The sequence below is a fragment of the Chryseobacterium sp. JUb7 genome, from assembly GCF_024806495.1.
GTDB lineage: Bacteria > Bacteroidota > Bacteroidia > Flavobacteriales > Weeksellaceae > Chryseobacterium.
Window position 1 is genome coordinate 605168 of the sequence record NZ_JANUFF010000002.1, and the last position, 14756, is coordinate 619923.

Annotated in this window: 13 protein-coding genes and 3 tRNA genes; 4 read left to right on the plus strand and 12 right to left on the minus strand. The window is 35.0% G+C overall.

The features are described 5' to 3' along the window. Positions 1-67: 67 nt before the first annotated feature. From M2373_RS06335 to M2373_RS06345, 3 genes are all read right to left on the minus strand, one after another. Positions 68-140 (minus strand) — tRNA-Lys (locus M2373_RS06335). Positions 141-209: 69 nt separating this feature from the next. Continuing rightward, positions 210-292 (minus strand) — tRNA-Leu (locus M2373_RS06340). Between the two features lie 35 nt (positions 293-327). Next, positions 328-400 (minus strand) — tRNA-Lys (locus M2373_RS06345). Between the two features lie 113 nt (positions 401-513). On the opposite strand from M2373_RS06345, the gene M2373_RS06350 reads away from it, so the two are divergent. Further along, positions 514-1029 carry a shikimate kinase gene (locus M2373_RS06350; RefSeq protein ID WP_259108729.1) on the plus strand — a complete coding sequence of 172 codons (516 nt, stop codon included), beginning with the start codon at positions 514-516 and terminating at the stop codon, positions 1027-1029. 18 nt (positions 1030-1047) lie between these two features. On the opposite strand, the gene M2373_RS06355 is transcribed toward M2373_RS06350, so the two are convergent. Continuing rightward, positions 1048-1494: an RNA-binding S4 domain-containing protein gene (locus M2373_RS06355; RefSeq protein WP_259108731.1), complete on the minus strand. Its 447-nt coding sequence runs from the start codon at positions 1492-1494 to the stop codon at positions 1048-1050. Between the two features lie 55 nt (positions 1495-1549). Between M2373_RS06355 and M2373_RS06360 the strand changes: the two genes are divergently transcribed. Beyond that, on the plus strand, positions 1550-2320 hold the full coding sequence (locus tag M2373_RS06360; protein ID WP_259108733.1) for a hypothetical protein: 771 nt from the start codon (positions 1550-1552) through the stop codon (positions 2318-2320). Positions 2321-2372: 52 nt separating this feature from the next. Here M2373_RS06360 and M2373_RS06365 read toward each other — a convergent pair whose 3' ends face one another. The 5 genes from M2373_RS06365 to M2373_RS06385 form a co-directional block, all read right to left on the minus strand. Then, on the minus strand, positions 2373-3890 hold the full coding sequence (locus M2373_RS06365) for an FMN-binding glutamate synthase family protein (protein ID WP_259108735.1): 1518 nt from the start codon (positions 3888-3890) through the stop codon (positions 2373-2375). A gap of 52 nt (positions 3891-3942) precedes the next feature. Further along, on the minus strand, positions 3943-5289 hold the full coding sequence (mtaB, locus tag M2373_RS06370) for a tRNA (N(6)-L-threonylcarbamoyladenosine(37)-C(2))-methylthiotransferase MtaB (protein ID WP_259108737.1): 1347 nt from the start codon (positions 5287-5289) through the stop codon (positions 3943-3945). 67 nt (positions 5290-5356) lie between these two features. After that, positions 5357-5947, minus strand: coding sequence for a DUF1572 domain-containing protein (locus M2373_RS06375; protein ID WP_259108739.1), 591 nt, complete (start codon positions 5945-5947; stop codon positions 5357-5359). A gap of 138 nt (positions 5948-6085) precedes the next feature. Next, positions 6086-8182, minus strand: a complete 2097-nt coding sequence (locus M2373_RS06380) for a gliding motility-associated C-terminal domain-containing protein (RefSeq protein ID WP_259108740.1) — start codon at positions 8180-8182, stop codon at positions 6086-6088. Between the two features lie 115 nt (positions 8183-8297). Beyond that, positions 8298-9095, minus strand: a complete 798-nt coding sequence (locus M2373_RS06385) for a hypothetical protein (protein WP_259108742.1) — start codon at positions 9093-9095, stop codon at positions 8298-8300. A 203-nt stretch (positions 9096-9298) separates the two neighbouring features. On the opposite strand from M2373_RS06385, the gene glgP reads away from it, so the two are divergent. Further along, positions 9299-10963 carry an alpha-glucan family phosphorylase gene (glgP, locus tag M2373_RS06390; RefSeq protein ID WP_259108744.1) on the plus strand — a complete coding sequence of 555 codons (1665 nt, stop codon included), beginning with the start codon at positions 9299-9301 and terminating at the stop codon, positions 10961-10963. Between the two features lie 229 nt (positions 10964-11192). Here glgP and M2373_RS06395 read toward each other — a convergent pair whose 3' ends face one another. Both M2373_RS06395 and M2373_RS06400 read right to left on the minus strand, forming a co-directional pair. Further along, positions 11193-11375 carry a DUF6496 domain-containing protein gene (locus M2373_RS06395; RefSeq protein WP_259108746.1) on the minus strand — a complete coding sequence of 61 codons (183 nt, stop codon included), beginning with the start codon at positions 11373-11375 and terminating at the stop codon, positions 11193-11195. Between the two features lie 11 nt (positions 11376-11386). Next, complete coding sequence (locus M2373_RS06400; RefSeq protein ID WP_259108748.1) at positions 11387-11860, minus strand: hypothetical protein; 474 nt, start codon at positions 11858-11860, stop codon at positions 11387-11389. Between the two features lie 120 nt (positions 11861-11980). Between M2373_RS06400 and M2373_RS06405 the strand changes: the two genes are divergently transcribed. Beyond that, a complete protein-coding gene (locus M2373_RS06405) occupies positions 11981-14110 on the plus strand; it encodes a S9 family peptidase (protein WP_259108750.1) in 2130 nt (709 codons plus the stop codon). A gap of 341 nt (positions 14111-14451) precedes the next feature. Here the strand turns inward: M2373_RS06405 and M2373_RS06410 are convergent, their stop codons facing one another. Continuing rightward, on the minus strand, positions 14452-14706 hold the full coding sequence (locus M2373_RS06410; RefSeq protein ID WP_259108752.1) for a DUF2281 domain-containing protein: 255 nt from the start codon (positions 14704-14706) through the stop codon (positions 14452-14454). Positions 14707-14756 lie beyond the last annotated feature (50 nt).

A 14756-nucleotide genomic window follows, 5' to 3' on the forward strand; every position in this document is an offset into this window, starting at 1 on the left:
GGAAGCCTTTGAAACACCAAATCACAAAATATTAATATGAAAAAAATTTACTTTTCAGTAAACTTTGTGACCCGGCTGGGATTCGAACCCAGGACCCATACATTAAAAGTGTATTGCTCTACCAGCTGAGCTACCGAGTCGGTCACAATTGTAATGATAATATAAACTAATTCTAGTTATCGTATCAATTATTTCAATTTTCTGCAGTGTGCCTGCGACTGGATTCGAACCAGCACATCCTTAGGAAACCACCCCCTCAAGATGGCGTGTCTACCAATTTCACCACGCAGGCAATTAAATTACAAAATCTAGTAATTTTCTTGCTAGTGACCCGGCTGGGATTCGAACCCAGGACCCATACATTAAAAGTGTATTGCTCTACCAGCTGAGCTACCGAGTCGGTCACTTATTAGCGATTAACACTGTGATAATGTCTCTCGTTTTTAGTGGTGCAAAGATATGAGTTTTTTCTTTATCTCAAAACTTTTTCGCAAATTTGTTTAAAAAAAATTCATGATAATTTCACTGGTTGGATACATGGGAAGTGGCAAATCTCACATTTCCAAAATATTAAGCGAAAAAATAAATTTTAAATTAATTGACCTCGATAAAGAGATTTCAAGGAGAAATAAATTAACCATTCCTGAAATCTTCGAGAAAAAGGGGGAAATCTACTTTAGAAAGCTGGAAAGAGAGACCTTGGAAGAGATTCTCGCTTCGGAAGAAAATGTAATTTTAAGTCTTGGTGGAGGTACTCCTGTTTATTATAATAACATGGAAATTATAAATCTTAACTCAAAAAGTATTTTTTTGAGGGCTTCTATCGGAACTTTAGCGGAAAGAATTTCAAAGCAAAAAGAAAAAAGACCATTAATTGCAAAAATTTCGGATGAAGACCTTCCTGAATTTATAGCAAAACATTTATTCGAAAGAAATGAGTTTTACGGAAAAGCTCAATACAGTATCAACACAGATTCTCGCGAACCTCAAGACATTGTACAGGAAATAATAGAAAAGCTCTATCTCTAGAGCTTTTCATATGATCGATTAATCTTCGTTTTCAGGATTTTCGGAGTCACCACCACTTTCACCAAAGAAATCATCCCAGTCGGTAAAGTCTGTTTCAACATCATTTCCGGAATAATCATCAATATCACGTCTGTCTTTTTTGGTAGGCCTTCCCTCACCTTTTATTCTGTAATAATTCTGAGAAGCTTTACGAAGTTTTAATAACTCATACTGTTCCTTATCTGTCACATCTTTGATATGGAGCGGAACAAGCTTGGCTCCCATCCTGCTTTTCGGAATCTGGAGAACTTTAATTTTATAATCAATCTGATTTTTTCTGATCTTAATAACATCTCCTTCTTTGACCTCTTTTGACGACTTTACGGCAGATGTTCCAATAGAAACTCTGTTCTTCTTAATCTCCTCTGTTGCAATACTTCTGGTTTTATAAAAACGAATGCACCACAAAAATTTATCTATTCTCATAATTTTTTATACTTTTGCCGTTATATTATTTGTAAAGTAATTAAAGTTTTTTGAAATGAAAAAAATATTTTTATATATCCTTGCGGGTTCATTGTGCTTCACTGCATGTAAAAAAGATGATGATGATACTTCTACTTATGTAGAGCCGGAAGATATTACAGTACAGAATTCGTATGATGACCAGTCTATTGATAAATTTTTAGATGCCAATTATCTAGACGCCCAAGGGAATATAAAAGCATTCAGTTCTACGGATACAGCAGATGATCATCAGACAAAATTAAGTGCAATGATCCCTGCACCAGTAAAACTTCCTTCCGGAGTTGTATATATCGTAAGAGCAGGTGCACAACCGGAAGATTCTACGCCACCGGTAACCGGTACTACAATCGGTAACAGAGATATTGTAAAAATGATGCTGAGATCTAAGACATATCTTGCGGCTAACACCGATGGTAATGTAGCGTTTATTTCAGGAAGTGATTTTGTTAATGTCATTGACGGAGGAGGATCTCCAGTTCTGGATCCAACATATTATTATATAGCTGACGAAAATTTGCTGATAAAAAATGCCACTACTGATGTGGCTAAAACAAAAGGATATTACATGATCGAAGGATTTAATGAAGCCTTACAAAAATTCAAAGCTTTTGACCTTCCAAACGGAGCTAATTATAATTTACAGGGAGTAATCATTGTACCTTCAAGAGCAGCGTTTGCCAGAGACCCTCATTATAATTATACAGGATATTCATTCAGAAACAGAAGTTTTGTATTTAATTTCCAGGTTTATAAAACTGAAGCTAGACCTATAAATCAAAATTAATTTTAGATAAAAAAATAAAAACCACTTCTCATTGAAGTGGTTTTTATTTTTTTTAATATCTTGCTTTCTGCTTTACATTCCCTAAAATATCTGGGAAATAGAGATCCGCTAAATGATCAAATTCATCTCCTCTCATAAACATAGTAGCATCAACTTCTTCATAAGAACTTTTTCCTGCCGCAGCAATTAATTCGTTGCAGGTATGAAGCGTATTTTTATGGAAATGATAAACTCTTTCTGCTTTATCCGTCACATCAAGACCTTTAATCAACATTTTATCCTGCGTAGCAACTCCCGTAGGACATTTATTATTATTACATCTCAATGCCTGAATGCAGCCTAAGGAAAACATAAATCCTCTCGCATTATTACACATATCTGCACCCATCGCTACAGCTCTCAGAATATCAAGGCTCGTCAAAACTTTTCCGCTGGCAATCACTCTTAATTTACTTCTAAGATTATAATTGTTAAGGGTTCTGTTTACAAAAATCAAAGCTGGCTCCAAAGGCATTCCTACCCCATCAGAAAATTCAGGTGGAGCAGCTCCTGTTCCTCCTTCTGCCCCATCAATTGTGATAAAATCAGGATAAATTTTCAGCACGTTCATCTGAACGCAGATATCTTCAAATTCTCGGGTATCACCGATACAAAGCTTAAATCCTATTGGTTTTCCTCCTGAAAGCTCTCTTAAATGCTGTACAAACCTCAACAGTTCCGCAGCATTAGAAAAAGCTGAATGGGATGGCGGAGAAATGATCGTCATTCCAGGGGTTACGTGACGGATTTTTGCAATTTCAGGTGTATTTTTAACTCCCGGTAATACACCTCCGTGACCTGGTTTTGCACCCTGAGATAATTTAATCTCAATCATCTTTACATTGGGAAGATTGGAGTATTTTGTAAATAATTCAGGATTGAACTTTCCTTCATCATCTCTACAGCCAAAATATCCGGTCCCGATTTGCCAGCAAAGATCCCCTCCTTCCAAGTGATGCGGAGAAATACCTCCTTCACCTGTATTATGGTAAAAACCACCTTTTTTAGCACCTCTGTTTAATGAAATTTGTGCTCTGTCGCTCAAGGCTCCAAAGCTCATCGCCGAAATATTGAATATAGAAGCATGATAAGGCTGTGTACACTGCTCTCCCCCTACCCAAACTCTCGGAAGTTCTTCTGATGGAGATTTAGCATAAATAGAATGCTTAATTCCTTCATATTTTCTATGATTAACTTCTAACTGCGTCCCGAAAGGAACCGTATCGCTCAAGTTTTTTGAACGTCTGTAAACGGCAGACCGCTGATTTCTTGGAAAAGGCTTACCATCTGTTTCTCTTTCGATGAAATACTGCTGCATTTCGGGAGAAATACTTTCAAAAAAGTACCTGAAGTACCCGATAACAGGAAAGTTCCTCAAAATAGCATGTTTCGACTGGTAAGCGTTGTACACGCCCAATGCATAGAAAGCGGATAACAGAATAGGTATCCAATAATGCGCTCTGATTAGCAGTGCTACAATCCACGTAGCAATGACTAATACAATTCCCCAAGATAAAAACTTATCTCTCATGAATGTAGTATTTAAAAGTTAAAATAAATTTAGTAGAATTTTTGCAAAGAGCCTATGCTTTTGCTAAAAAACTTTCGTAAGAAGATTGCACAGAAACTGTGCCATCTGACAGGATTTTTTCTAAATTCAGAAATTCTATTTGGTTTACTGACGCCTGGTCAAAATCTTTTTGTACTCTCACATAATTTTCTGTGAAGCCATACATTTTGCCGTCTTTATTTTCATGCTCCCAAAGAACAGGAAGCGTTTTACCCAATTGAGTCTGATAAAATGCCATTTTTTTCTTTTCAGAAAGAATTCTAAGCATTTTGTTGCGTTTTTTTCTTTCAGGAATCGGAACAACGCCTTCCATTCCCACAGCTTCCGTATTTTCTCTCTCGGAATACGTGAAAACGTGTAAATAAGTAATAGGAAGTTCGTTCAGGAAATTATAGGTTTCCATGAATCTTTCCTCAGTTTCTCCGGGAAATCCAACGATTACGTCTACACCAATAGCCGCATCAGGCATTACCTCGCGGATTTTGTTTACTCTATCATTATAAAGCTTCGTCAGATAACGTCGCTTCATTTTTTTCAATAAATCATCACTTCCCGATTGCAGCGGAATATGAAAATGCGGAACAAAGCTTTTACTTTTAGAAACCAGTTCGATACTTTCATCTTTCAAAAGATTCGGTTCGATGGAAGAAATACGAATTCTTTCGATTCCCTCCACTTTATTAAGTTCGGAAATTAAATCTAAGAAAGTATGCTCGTGTCTTTTGTTTCCAAATTCACCTTTACCGTAATCACCAATATTGACACCCGTTAAAACAATTTCCTTGATGTCTCTGTCAGCAATTTCTTTGGCGTTTCTCAATACATTTTCGATGGTATCAGAACGGGAAATCCCTCTTGCTAAAGGAATTGTACAGTACGTACATTTATAATCACAACCATCCTGAACTTTCAGGAAAGCTCTGGTTCTGTCTCCGATGGAGTAACTTCCGATAAAAAAATCGGTTTCTTCAATTTCACAAGAATGAACGATCCCCTCACTTTCAGATTTCTCCAGATCATCAAGGTAACTTAAGATATTGAACTTTTCTTTGGCTCCTAACACCAAATCAACACCTTCAATTTGTGAAATTTCTTCAGGCTTCAACTGTGCGTAACATCCTACAATTACCACCAAACCTTCAGGATTGGCTTTCATAGCTCTTTTCACGTGAAGTTTACATTCACGGTCTGCATTTTCTGTTACTGAACACGTATTGATTACATAAATGTTTGCTTTATCATCAAAACTCACCTTATCATAACCGGCATCTGTCAATTGACGGGCAATAGTAGATGTTTCCGCAAAATTTAATTTGCAGCCCAGGGTGTGAAATGCGGCTGTTCGTTGAAAAGTTGACATTTATATACTCCTATTTTTTCTGGGTGCAAAGATAGTAATTTTAATATTATTTCTAAATTGATTCAGTCTATTGATTATATTCATCCCTAACTTCTGGACTATTTTGGAAGCAGACCGGCGAAGAATTTAAATTAAAATCTTTTTCTGAAAGTTTATTTTTCATTTCATTATTAAACTCTTGAGACTTGTTTCTGGCAATAGAAAGCGTTTCCCAATTATTATTTTTTATCATTTTTGCGATATAAACAATTTGTCCGATATGATACGGATAATGAGCCAACTGTCTGAAAACTGCATCCAAAACAGTATGTGCTTCACCTCTTATATATATTGTTGACTGTAAATTTTTATCATTCATCTGATCTAAAGCTCCGAAAAGGCATTTCCAGCCTTTTTCCCAATAATTAAGAACTTCCTGTTTGCTTTTAAAAGTATTTATAAATTCATCATCCCGGTTTCGCCAGATTTTTTCTCCATCCTCAGTTAAAAAATTCGTCCATCTCGACAACATGTTTCCTGCTATATGCTTCACAATAATTGCAATCGAATTGCTTTCTTCATTCTGCTTCCAAAATATTTGCTCTTCGGAGAGCTGCTGAAATACCTTGTCACCAAGATTTTTATAATATTCAAAACGTTTTATCAATAAATCTTTCATGATTGAAAATTGAATATCTAAGTTAAAAAATTTCGGGTAATTTTTAGAGGAAAGGAAAATGGAAATTTATGCTACTTGAGACCAATAAAAACAGAAAAACCGCCACAATTGCGACGGTTTTCTATTTTAAGTATAAAATTATTCTCTGTTTTTTACTAATATCCAGCCTGTATATTTAAATGGGGTATTCTTTTTATCATTTTCATTCCATGTTACAGAGTACCAATAAGTACCTGTAGGGACCTTTTTCCCGGCAATAGTACCGTCCCATTTGTACCCTCTCAGTTTATCTGCCTGAAAAATCTTAGTTCCGTATCTGTCAAAAATATTGAATATTAAATTTTGTTTACTTGCTAAAGCCGAATAGTCAATAACATCATTCATTCCATCACCGTTCGGCGTAATCACATTGATTAAATTGGGAACAACAATCGTAATATCAATAGGTTCACAATCATAGGCATCTTTCACGAAAACCTGATGATCTCCCCTCGTTACATTGGTAAACTGGTTTGAGTCCTGCCAGTTGATACCATCCATAGAATATTTATAAGGCGGAGTTCCGCCGTTTACATTTACGGTAAAAGAATTATTGGAAATATCCACACTTGAGATGACAGGCTGTTCGGAAGCATAAATTTTCACATATTGCGTTGTAATACATTCTCCGGTTTTCAGTTTTACCCAATAGGTGCCAACCCCTACGTTGGTTATCGTCTGGGTAGTAGCACCCGTACTCCATTCATAGCTTGCAAATCCCGATCCGGCATCAAGAGTGGTTTTATCTTCCATACAGATTGTTTTATCTTTCAGAATATCGGAATATACCGGAGCGAGAACGACCAGTGTTACTTTAGCAATAGCATAGCATCCGTTTCCGTTGGTCACTTTTATATAAACAACCCCGTTTGGTGCAATATGAGCGGCCGGACTTGCAATTTCATTGGTTCCGTTTTCAGCATCGGTAAGAGAAGGATAATATGTTTTAGTAATCCCTCCTTGTATCGTGACACCGGCTGCTGTAAGATTGAAAGAAGCAGTTGAAGGATTGCTTTCAATAAAACATGATCTTAAAGTAGCATCATTTACAACCACTATCGGATAAAATTTCAGTGTAATTGTTGCTATTGCCGTACATCCGAATTGCGAAGTTATTTTGACATAAATAATCCCTTCTGCAGAAACAAATGCTGCCGGAGTTGAAATCTCATTTATCCCCGCATTAAGATCGCTCATCGAATTATAATACTTTTTGGTAGCAGTAGGATCACCAAATACCGCCGCAGCTGTAAGATCAAATGTTGCAACTCCGGCATTGTTGTTATTACATTTATATAATGTGATATTGGTTCCTGTAATATTTCCCTGTTTAAATTTAAAAGCTCCTACCTGCCTGCAGGAATTAATAGGATTATTAGGATTCGAAGGGTCCTGATAATGTATGCTGTAATAATAAGTAGCTGTTGTACTTACTGTCTGCGGAGTTACAATAGGATTGGCTCCTGAAAGAGCATTATTCTGTGTTGTATGATAGCTTATTACAAAGTTTGGATTATTATTAAGGATACCTGCCGTTAAAGTGCTGAAATCAAAAATAGCAGGATTAGTGCATATAATAATCTCTCTTGGATCTGCAGGATTCACCGCAGGAATTCCGGGAGGCACAAACGGATGAGGCTGTATCGCAGGATCTGTAAATGGCGATGCTAATGTTGCAGTACCGCCCCAGGTTAACGAAAACGGAGCTGTTGTAGGATTAAATATATCCACCCAGTTGTCTATGTACAGGTAGTAAGTCTGTCCTGGCAAAACATCCAGGTATCTGCAATATGGAGTAAGGGATCCTCCGGGAGCAGAGGTGATCGTGCTTGTCATATTTAATCCTGTAGATGCTCCGACACCGTTTACAGTCGCTGCATTACAGCGTATCGGAGAACCAAGACTTCCACACGCTACATTGGGACCATAAATTGCCCAGTCATAATCTGCATCAGGATCTGTGGGAATCAGGTCGAAAGTAAGAGTCCCTCCGGTAGCAATCGTTATTTTATACCATATTGAATTATGCTCACCTGTCGTTAAGCACCCTCCCAAATTTTCATTAACTGCTCCAATTCCTGATGGAGAATAGGTAATATTCGAATTTCCACAAACCGTTAATGCAGTTGCACAATCCTCTTGTGAGAAAAATGTTTGGGAAATGAAAAAAAGAATAAGTAGTAAAGTTTTTTTCATATGGTTATCAGTTTAAGAAAGTGTATATCAAATATAAACATTTCACACCAATAACAATTGATTTAAAATAATTAATTCATTAAAAAAGGAATAATGATGAATTTTTAACAACAAATCACTTTATACTCGTAATATTTCCGCAAAGATTTTCCAGGTGAAAAATCTTATGAAAAGGACTTTTTACCTGCTGCAGATGTTCTTTATCCTGAATAAAAGTATATCGGGAAGCAATAGAATTCATGTCTGAGACAATAACCAGCCAGCATTCATCTACCGAAGTATCATAATATGGAAATTTCTCATTCTTCTTTTCAATAAGTTCCAGAATTTTTTCAGAACACAGTTCATCAAAAAGATTCATATTATATTCATGGGTGATGAAAACATTTCTTCGGTGAGACGATTTTCTGATACTTTTTACACATCCTACCGGTTTTCCTTTGGCAATGCTTTTATAAATATTGAGAATAATTTCTTCATGACTTTCCAGAGTATCAAATCTGATATTCGGATGGAATGATAAAAAATAAACACCACGATATTTCGTAGTGTCCTCTTGTTCCAATAATATTTCAGCCTGACGGAAAATTTTGTTTAAATTGCTCTCAACCTTCTTCATTTCCAGATGGTTGATCACTTCAGTCAATTCGATTCCGATCTTTTTGTCGTTGAATTTGGCGATAAAGTCCGGACTTTCGCAGGTTAGGTTTTCAAATTGTACTTCCGGAAAATGATGCATAAAAGAATTAAGGAGAAGAATTTCGGCTTTCTTTTTATATTTTTCACGATCGTGCAGAGGAGACTCGTCTATTTTACGATGATACTTCTCGATCGGCTTTTTTTTCAAATGTCGATTCAGGTAATATAAACTAAGATTTTTAATTAAATCTTCATCAGAAAATGCCTTTTTCATGTGCTTATTTTTATTATCGTTATGGAACACATAAAACCGTTGGTTTCACATCATGAACTTTTTGATTTTCAAAAATTTACACATTAAAGGTAAACAAAAAAACACATTCAAAATGTACTTTTAAAGTTAATTTATAAAATAATTAACGTAGAGTTTACTTTCATTATTAATACCTTTAACCCTTCAAATATAAAACGATACATATGGATTTTAAAAACTTTAAAATACCTTTTAGCGTAAATCCACAATATTCTAAAAAAGTAGCCTATTTTTCAATGGAATTTGCCATTGAACAGGTTTTAAAAATATATTCCGGAGGTCTTGGATTTTTAGCAGGATCTCACATGAGAAGTGCATACAATCTTAAACAGGACCTTGTAGGAATCGGAATTCTCTGGAAGTTCGGATACTATGATCAGGCAAGAAACCATGATCAGACATTGCAGCCGACATGGACAAAAAAAATGTACAGCTTTCTTGAAGATACGGGTATAAAATTTCAGATAGAGATTCACAGTGCTCCGGTTTGGGTAAAAGTATGGTATCTTGATCCTGAGATTTTCAATACAGCTCCGATGTTCTTTTTATCAACAGACGTACCGGAAAATGATCATATTTCAAAAACAATCTGCCACAGGCTTTACGATGCCAATGAATCTACGAAACTGGCTCAGTATATTTTATTGGGAAAAGGAGGTGCGAAATTATTGGATGAAATAAGCCTTGAAAGAGATATTTATCATTTAAACGAAGCTCATGGACTTCCTGCAGCTTTTCATTTATTGAAAAAATATAACGGAGATTTAAACAGAGTTAAGGAAAAATTAGTTTTCACAACCCATACTCCGGAAGAAGCAGGAAATGAAAAGCACAACATGAAATTATGCTATGATATGTCGTATTTCTCAGGATTTAGCATGCAGGATGTAAAAAGTATAGAAGGTTCTGATGACGACCGTTTCAATCACTCCCTTTGTGCACTGAAAATGGCAAAAGTTGCCAACGGTGTTTCCCAGCTTCATGGAGTTGTTTCAAGAGCCATGTGGAGCAAATATTCTGGCATTTGCGAAATTACTTCTATTACCAATGCTCAGGAATTTAAATATTGGGCAGATAAACCCCTATATAATGCAAAAGACGAAAATGATGAAACCGTTTTTGACTATCGTAAAAAACATTTAAAGAAAAGACTCTTCAAAATTGTAGCCGATCAGACAGGAAACTTATTTAATCCTAATGTTTTCACCATTGTCTGGGCAAGAAGATTTGCAGGCTATAAGCGTGCTGACCTTCTTTTACATGATAAAGACCGTTTTTATAAATTACTGAATCACCCTAAATATCCTGTTCAGATTATCTGGGCCGGAAAACCTTATCCGATGGATTATTCTGCGATCTCCACATTTAATTCTTTAGTTGAAGAAAGCAAAAATCATAAAAATATGGCTGTTCTTACAGGTTATGAACTGGCTTTGAGCAAATCACTAAAACAGGGTTCAGATTTATGGTTAAATAATCCCAGAGTTCCAAGAGAAGCATCAGGAACTTCAGGAATGACTGCCGCAATGAATGGCTCAGTAAATCTTTCAACAGATGACGGATGGATTCCTGAATTTGCAAAACACGGCGAAAATTCTTTCGTTGTCCCAAAAGCTGATTACCACAATATGAGTATTTACGAGCAGGATAATTATGATTTGAATAAGCTGTACGAAATTCTTGAAGACGAAATTCTTCCTGCGTATTATGACAATCAAAATAAATGGCGAAAAATACAGTATAATTCAATGAATGATGTAAAAGACCAATTCAACAGCGATAGAATGGCTGATGAATATTATAAAGTGCTTTACAATTATAATGGATAACTTTTTGCTAAAAAGGTAAATAACTTAAGTTTTATTCGTCCCGTCATTTCGAGTAGACTTTGAAAAAAATCGTATCGAGAAATTTATTAAAATTAAAAGTTCTCGATATATTTTCTTCATTTCATTTCGAAAATTACTCGAGCTGACGATGTGAATATTACAATCGTCATAAAACAATAAAATCGGTTTGAAAATATTTTTCAGACCGATTTTATCTTTAATGTATTAATCAATTTTTCTTTTTTGGGACTTTCAAACCAGCTTCTCTGGCTTCAGAAATACCTATAGCAACAGCTTGTTTTCTGCTCGTTACTTTCTTTCCTGAAGAAGATTTAAGTTTTCCTTCTTTAAACTCGTGCATTACTTTTCCTACTTTGTCCTGAGCTTTGTCTGAATATTTTGTTTTGCTCATGATAAAAAAATTTAAGGTTTTGGCAGGGATACTCCCAATTCATAAACTTGTGCATGTTTCAAATATTTTGAACGCTCTCTTGAAGTCACCGATTCTAAATGGTCATTTTTTAGGACAATAATCGGGTCTTCTGTATTTTCAATTTCAAAATTGGCAAAATATCTTTCGTCGGGGCTCGTTTTATCATTACTGGCTTTTATTTTTTGTAATTCGTCAGCATATTTTCTAAATCCGGGATCAGATGAATGAATAAATTTATATTCATCTCCGGCATCTACATAATAATGAAGTTTTTTTTCTATTAATTTAGCTTCATCCGTAATTTGGGGATTATCATTTCCGTCTTTGAAACCAACTTCTACCAGAGTTCCTCCTTTTTTACCAGCACATTCTTCAGCATCTTTAAAGCTTGAAAAACCTGTATATACGATTTGGTCATCTAAAACATAACGGTTCAGTTTCTGATTATAAGCATTCGTTTCCATAATTATTATTCGGTTTGATTATATTTATTACTATTCAATTTTTTTGCCAAAACCCTTTCTTAAAAAGCTTATTTATGCATTTAATAAAATTATTATCTTTGGAATCCATTAAAATTAGAAATGAAAAAATTCTTACTAACGCTTACCGTTGCTGCTGCATTTCAAAGTTTGTCGGCACAAGAAATCACTTTAGATAAAATATATTCAGGATATTACCGTGGAAAAGGCATTGCCGGAATCACATCCATGAAAAACGGTGAAAATTATTTAGTCATCGAACCTACGGGAATTGCTAAATATTCTTACAAAACCTCTCAGAAGGAAGGAAATATTGTGGACGGACAGTTTCAGAGTTATGAATTTTCGGATGATGAGTCTAAAATTTTGTTGTTAAAGGAAAGTCAGCCCATTTACAGACATTCATTCTTAGGAAAATTTGATGTTAAAGATTTAAAATCAGGAAAAGTAATCAGTTTAAATGACGGAAAGCCTGTGCAGGAACCAAGATTTTCTCCTGATGCAACAAAAGTAGCCTTCATTTCTGAAAATAATTTATACTATCAGGATTTAAATTCGGGGAAAATCACCCAAATAACAGAACATGGGGTTAAAAATAAAATATTAAATGGTCTTGCAGATTGGGTGTATGAAGAAGAATTCGGGCACGCAAGATTGTATGAGTGGACAAAAAATTCGGATGCCATTGTTTTCGTTAAATTAGATGAAACTGAAGTTCCGGAAATCTATATTCCAATCTATGGAAAATCTTTGTATCCACAGGAAATGCGTTACAAATATCCAAAAGCAGGGGAGAAAAACTCTGTTGTTTCAGCGCATATTTATCAATTAAGCGATGGTAAAAAAACGAAAGTTAATTTAGACAATTTCAAGCATTACTATATTCCAAACGTAGTTCAGACCGCAAAACCGGATGAGATTGTTCTGATCACTTCCGAAAGGGTTCAAAATGCTTCTGATGTCTTAAAAGTGAACACCAAAACGGGAGCTGCTCAGAAATTATTTACTGAAACTGATGATAAATGGATCGACACAGACAGCCCTACTTTAGAATTTCTAGAAGATAATTCTTTCCTTTGGGGTTCCGAAAGAGATGGAAACCGCCATTTGTATTGGTATGACAAAGACGGAAAACTGAAAAAACAGGTTACAAAAGGAAACTGGGAAGTAACTGATTATTATGGATTTAATCCAAAATCAAAAGAAATTTACGTTCAGACCACAGAAAAAGGTAGCATCAATAAAGTAGTTTCCAAAATCAATATAGAAAACGGAAAATCTCAGTTGATTTCAAACGGAGAAGGAAATAACTCAGCCAACTTTAGCAAAAACTACAATTATTTCATCGAAACCTCTTCTACAGCTTCGAAACCTTATACTTTTGTTTTAAAAGACGGAAACGGAAAAGCAGTAAAAGAACTTCAAAATAATAATGACCAACTTCAGAAATTAAAAGCTGATAATTTTACTGAAAAAGAATTCATCACCATACCAAACTCTGCTGGTGATCAAATGAATGCCTGGATTATTAAGCCCAAAAACTTTGATAAAAACAAGAAGTATCCATTGTTCATGTTCCAGTATTCGGGACCGGGTTCTCAACAGGTTGCCAACTCTTGGGACAACGGAAATGCCATTTGGTTTGAAATGCTGGCACAGAAAGGCTATATCGTAGCTTGTGTTGACGGGCGTGGAACAGGTTATAAAGGTGCTAAGTTCAAGAAAGTAACATACATGAATTTAGGAAAATACGAGATTGAAGATCAAATTACTGCTGCAAAATGGCTTGGAAATCAATCATATATCGATAAATCAAGAATCGGTATGTTTGGATGGAGCTTTGGAGGTTATATGACCAGTTTGGCTATGACCAAAGGAGCAGATGTTTTCAAGGCAGGAATCGCAGTTGCACCGGTGACAAACTGGAGATATTATGATTCTGTTTACACGGAAAGATTCATGAGAACGCCTCAGGAAAATGCTGATGGATACGATAAAAACTCTCCAACTGAATACGCAAATTTACTGAAAGGAAAATTCCTACTAATTCACGGAACTGCCGATGATAACGTACATTTCCAAAATTCCATGGAATTCTCAGAAGCCTTGATTCAAAACAAAAAGCAGTTTGATTTCATGGCTTATCCAGATAAAAACCACGGAATTTACGGTGGACAGACAAGACCGCAATTATATCAGAAAATGACTGATTTTATTTTGGAGAATTTGTAATCCTAAATAAAATTTAAACATAAAAAAATCCGAATCTGTTTTTTAGATTCGGATTTTTTATTAGTAAAAATGAAAACTTCGGTTATCAATAATTGTTACAAGAAAAATTTTATTATTTACTTCCTGATAAATTAGAGAATTGTTTTCATCAATAATACATTTTCTTAAATTCAGAATTTTAGATCTTAGACAAATCGCAATATGATTTTTCAGATTATCAATTAATTTATTGAAATGATTTTCAAATCTTTCGATTTCTTTTATTGTCCAATTTTCAAACAAATAATCAATTACCTTTAAATAATTCTTTAAAGTTTCTTCAGATCAAATAATTTCCATCATTATTTCTTTGAAGCAATATAATCTTTGATTTTCTTTTGGGCAGATTCATGACTTATCGTTCTGTCATTTTCTATATCATCCAATCCTTTCTTCAATGATTCTCTCTGAGGTTCAGATAACATTTCTGACCAATCTTCATTATTTGTTCTGGTATATTTTGTCTTCAAAAAATCAATAAAATCGTTCACTTCCTCGTAAAAATTTTCAGGAAGCGTTCTGATATTGTTTTCTAAATCTTTTAATGTGATTTCCATTTTCGTCACCTTTATATGAGTCAAAGTTAAGAAAATTCGATTATTATTTT

Bases quoted from the DNA above. Each gene is read 5' to 3' on its own strand.
- M2373_RS06350 (WP_259108729.1), top strand. From the start codon at position 514: ATGATAATTTCACTGGTTGGATACATGGGAAGTGGCAAATCTCACATT.
- M2373_RS06355 (WP_259108731.1), bottom strand. From the start codon at position 1,494: ATGAGAATAGATAAATTTTTGTGGTGCATTCGTTTTTATAAAACCAGA.
- M2373_RS06360 (WP_259108733.1), top strand. From the start codon at position 1,550: ATGAAAAAAATATTTTTATATATCCTTGCGGGTTCATTGTGCTTCACT.
- M2373_RS06365 (WP_259108735.1), bottom strand. From the start codon at position 3,890: ATGAGAGATAAGTTTTTATCTTGGGGAATTGTATTAGTCATTGCTACG.
- mtaB (WP_259108737.1), bottom strand. From the start codon at position 5,289: ATGTCAACTTTTCAACGAACAGCCGCATTTCACACCCTGGGCTGCAAA.
- M2373_RS06375 (WP_259108739.1), bottom strand. From the start codon at position 5,947: ATGAAAGATTTATTGATAAAACGTTTTGAATATTATAAAAATCTTGGT.
- M2373_RS06380 (WP_259108740.1), bottom strand. From the start codon at position 8,182: ATGAAAAAAACTTTACTACTTATTCTTTTTTTCATTTCCCAAACATTT.
- M2373_RS06385 (WP_259108742.1), bottom strand. From the start codon at position 9,095: ATGAAAAAGGCATTTTCTGATGAAGATTTAATTAAAAATCTTAGTTTA.
- glgP (WP_259108744.1), top strand. From the start codon at position 9,299: ATGGATTTTAAAAACTTTAAAATACCTTTTAGCGTAAATCCACAATAT.
- M2373_RS06395 (WP_259108746.1), bottom strand. From the start codon at position 11,375: ATGAGCAAAACAAAATATTCAGACAAAGCTCAGGACAAAGTAGGAAAA.
- M2373_RS06400 (WP_259108748.1), bottom strand. From the start codon at position 11,860: ATGGAAACGAATGCTTATAATCAGAAACTGAACCGTTATGTTTTAGAT.
- M2373_RS06405 (WP_259108750.1), top strand. From the start codon at position 11,981: ATGAAAAAATTCTTACTAACGCTTACCGTTGCTGCTGCATTTCAAAGT.
- M2373_RS06410 (WP_259108752.1), bottom strand. From the start codon at position 14,706: ATGGAAATCACATTAAAAGATTTAGAAAACAATATCAGAACGCTTCCT.